6 protein-coding genes are annotated in these 3,842 nt (G+C 47.9%); all 6 read right to left on the bottom strand.

Annotation, left to right across the window (positions count from 1 at the left end):
- Positions 1–36 precede the first annotated feature (36 nt).
- On the bottom strand, positions 37–810 hold the full coding sequence (locus DBO31_RS00580) for an inositol monophosphatase family protein (protein WP_150824187.1): 774 nt from the start codon (positions 808–810) through the stop codon (positions 37–39).
- Entirely contained in the window at positions 792–1,118 is a 327-nt protein-coding gene (locus DBO31_RS00575; protein WP_150824186.1) for a DUF1653 domain-containing protein, read from the bottom strand. Before DBO31_RS00575 ends, DBO31_RS00580 begins: the two co-directional genes overlap by 19 nt.
- Before the next feature lie 46 nt (positions 1,119–1,164).
- Entirely contained in the window at positions 1,165–1,695 is a 531-nt protein-coding gene (locus DBO31_RS00570) for a nitroreductase (protein ID WP_150824185.1), read from the bottom strand.
- Positions 1,696–1,715: 20 nt separating this feature from the next.
- Entirely contained in the window at positions 1,716–2,564 is an 849-nt protein-coding gene (locus DBO31_RS00565) for a formate/nitrite transporter family protein (RefSeq protein ID WP_150824184.1), read from the bottom strand.
- 78 nt (positions 2,565–2,642) lie between these two features.
- Positions 2,643–3,176 carry a TIGR00730 family Rossman fold protein gene (locus tag DBO31_RS00560; protein ID WP_150824183.1) on the bottom strand — a complete coding sequence of 178 codons (534 nt, stop codon included), beginning with the start codon at positions 3,174–3,176 and terminating at the stop codon, positions 2,643–2,645.
- Between the two features lie 13 nt (positions 3,177–3,189).
- A complete protein-coding gene (locus DBO31_RS00555) occupies positions 3,190–3,747 on the bottom strand; it encodes a hypothetical protein (RefSeq protein WP_150824182.1) in 558 nt (185 codons plus the stop codon).
- Between the last annotated feature and the right edge of the window lie 95 nt (positions 3,748–3,842).

Below are 3,842 nucleotides of genomic sequence, written 5' to 3'. Positions count from 1 at the left end.
GGGCGTACTCGTCGTCGCTAGCCAGGGAGATTTTTTTTACCAATATTGATGTATAATACGGGACGTTTCATCATGGACCAGACCATTGGTAGCAATGATATGGTCATTGTGTAATACGTCAGGAACCTGTCCATCATATGTCGTGACTCTACCGCCCGCTTCTTCGACAAGCAAAATACCGGCGGCCATATCCCACGGCTTCAGGTTGCGTTCGAAATAGATATCCGTCCGCCCGGCTGCTACATAGGCCAGGTCAAGACAAGCGCTGCCCGTACGGCGGATATCCAGGCATTGTGAATACATGGCCTGGAATAAAGGGAAATTCTTTTCTGTATATTGCCGGTCATACGGAGACGTTCCAATGGCAACCAGACAGTGAGATAATGCTCCATTTCCAGTCACATAGATGGGTTTGCCATTTAAAAAGGCACCGCCACCACGGGTTGCATGAAACAGTTCATCTGTAAACGGGTTATACACGACAGCCGCCTGTAAGGTGCCTTGTGCATAATAGGCCAGCGATACGGCACTCATATCGAAATGGCGGATAAAATTCTGGGTGCCGTCAATGGGATCAAGAATCCAGTATCGGCCATCGGGATCCATAGCCTGACTATTGTCCTGCTCTTCTGACAGGAGTGTGACGTCGCTGTCTATTTCCTGCAGATGAGTGCGCATATATTCCTGTACGGCAACATCCATCTGGGTGACGAAATTAGCCCTCCCTTTGGCCGTAATTTCTAAGTCTTTTTCTTCCGTCAGCATATCGTGGGTGCTGCGAACGAGCTCTATTATTTCTTTTTCAAACATGAATCGCTGGCCCCCTTTTTTCTAGTGTGTTGAACATTTGTTTGGCGAGCAAATTCCGGTTTCCAAGAACACATGTTCGGAAGCTTTTCAAAGCGCCATGTCCGTTGGCAGTCGGGATATTTCTGGTGATCCACCTCACTCATAAACATGGCCAGAGGCCGCAGATAATGTCCATACGAGCCATAAAGCGCCTGATACACCACATAGGATTCGCCGGTCTTAGCATCCTCCGCCATGGTAATAATGCGGTACTGTTTTTCTTTGAAATGGATCCAGATCTCTCCAGCTGATGGCAGTGCTCTATTCATGATGACCTCCTTATCCGCGTATTGATTGCGTATCGATATGAAAATACTACTTCAGATAATAAACTCTGTCTGCTTTTCTTGGTGCGGCTTTGGGGAGCGCTCCTGCCGGATAGCCTATGATGCAATGTCCAATGCCTTCCCATTCATCAGAAGACAGGCCAACCTGGTCCAATATCTTCTTTCCCAGAGGCGTATCCATTTCCTCTTTGGCCCGGTGAATCCAACAGCTGCCAAGACCCAGGGAATAAGCGGCAAGCATCATGTTTCCCATGACCAGGCTGCCATCGTATTTTTCTTTTCCTTCTCCCGTTTTGCCTAATACGAGAATGACGACAGGAGCGCCATAAAATGGGTCATTGCCAGCAGGCCAGCCGCCAATCTGATTGTTGATTTCTGACAAATCGTGACGGAGTTCATCGTTCGTAATCACAATAATTTTCGTATTCTGCCGCCCCATACTGCTGGCCGCATAGAGGCCGGCTTCGACGATTTCATGGATCAGCTCTTCAGGTACCGGTTTATCTTCATACGTACGGATGCTGCGCCGTTCTAACATGGCTTTTATGATTTCATTCATATCAATCACCCTTTCTTTTTTTACCTTTTTCCGTCACTTTTGACCTGTGTCGCAACGAGGAGCGTAAAGACGCCCGTACCGCCGATGATATTTCCCAGGCCCGTTGGCAGGAGAAAACGGAAGAAATAATCAAACATCGTGGAACCACCCATGAGTACATCATATGCCGCTTCGCACGACCCGACGACGACATGGGCGAAGTTTCCGATAGAAATGAAATAAGTAAACATAAAAATGATAAAAAAGGCAAAGCTCCGCGACATGGGCATCATCCAGACGATAGCTGCAATCAGCATGCCTGCCGGAATCCCCCGCATGATGTTATCTACCGGACCGGGGGCCATGATATGGTGGGACACGTTGTACAGGCACTGGGTAATTTCCGGTGTCGTGAAAATCGGGCTGGACATGAAAAGAGCCGCGATCGCGGTGCCGACAATATTGGAAAGGAAAACAATCCCCCAGAGCCGCAGGAGCAGGCGGAGATTCTTCCAGCAGGGATCACGGAAAACGGGGATGACCGTAGTAATCGTGTTCTCCGTAAAAAGCTGGAGCCGGCCTAAAATAACGATGAGGAAACCCGTCGTATATCCGATACCGGTGATGGCTTCTGCCCAGGAAGCGCTCCCAATATAGACATTGATAATGGAGCGGAAATAGAAAGAAAAAGAAATCATCAATCCCGCAGCCAGTGCCGATAAGACGAGGGGCCAGGCCTTGCGTTCCAGTTCCAATTCGCCGTCATGACGGATAATTTCAAAAATCAGATTCGGTGATAATTTTTCATATTCTTCCACAATGACGCGGGTCTTCTGCTCTTCTGACTGAGGGCAGGAAAAATCGCAATCGCAGGGATATTTCGTTGTCATACATCCTCCTGATAGATACTAAAATATTACTAATAACTGGGTTATTGTACCACATACAGCTTCATTTTGGAATAGAAATTATCCGGCTAAGAAAGCTTCTAATTGTTCAAACGACGAAAGAAAGGCGACTTGTCCGGCCCAATGATTATCAACAAACCCTTCTTCTGCCATATGCCGTATGAGTGATTTCATCGGCTGGTAATAGCCATTGAAATCGAGGAATGCAAAACGGCCCTGCAATAATCCCAATTTAATCTGACTCATGACTTCACTGATTTCTTCCAGAGTCCCTATTCCTCCGGGGAATGCCAGGAACACATCGCCCAGTTCCATCATCTTTTCTTTGCGCGATGCCATATCTTTTGTCACAATGAGCTGGGTCAATCCTTCATGCTGCAATTCGTCGTCCATAAAAAACTGCGGTTCCACGCCAATGACGCGGCCGCCGTGCTCCAGAGCTCCATCGGCCAGCTTTCCCATGAGCCCGGTCCGGCTTCCCCCATAAATGAGCGTATGACCGTGACAGGCAATCCATGCTCCCAGTTCATAGGCATATGAACGATAGACTGCACTGTATCCTGTCCTTGCTCCCAAATACACCGTAATATTCATGATATTCCCCCGGTTAATCGTCTTTAAGTGATGCATCAATGAAATGCAGATTTACTTCCTGTGTCTCTGCTCCGTATACGGTCGTAACCCACGCTCGCAGAAAACCTGGCACATCGCCTTCTCTGTCATCCCTGGCAGGGTATCCTGGTACCCCTTCCTGCCCCAGCGCAAACTGTACCAGAGACTGTACGAGGTCTTTTCGCGTCAATACGCAGGCATGAGAAGGCAACTCAGAAGGCACATCGCCGTTCGTATCATATATACAGTGGATAGTGCCTTCCAGAGCCTTGCTGCCATCAAGTTGATCCCATTGCTCCTGATAATACCGTGCCATGGCAAAGCGCCGATTAACAGCCTTTTTATATGCTTCATACCTGGCACTGATTTTAGAAATCCGGTCCCGGTCCGCCGCCGACTGCATGCACATGCGGAACAGATTCCGTTTCTCTTCCTCCGTTACGACCAGAGGATGAACAGCAAACCGTGGGAAATCTCCCAACTCCTCCTTATCAACCTGTACCAATTGCTGCCAATGTTGCAGGATCGTTTTCTTTTCATCACGCGTACTCATGGACATCCCTCCCATTTATACAATCTGGAAATCTCTCTGTTTAATACTTTATTATATATTATAGCAAAAATCAGTTTGTCATTACAGACATTGCG

It is taken from the genome of Megasphaera sp. DJF_B143, from assembly GCF_900320625.1.
GTDB classification, from domain to species: domain Bacteria; phylum Bacillota; class Negativicutes; order Veillonellales; family Megasphaeraceae; genus Megasphaera; species Megasphaera hexanoica.
The sequence above is the reverse complement of the archived record's forward strand: the minus strand, read 5'-3'. Positions and strand labels throughout refer to the sequence as shown.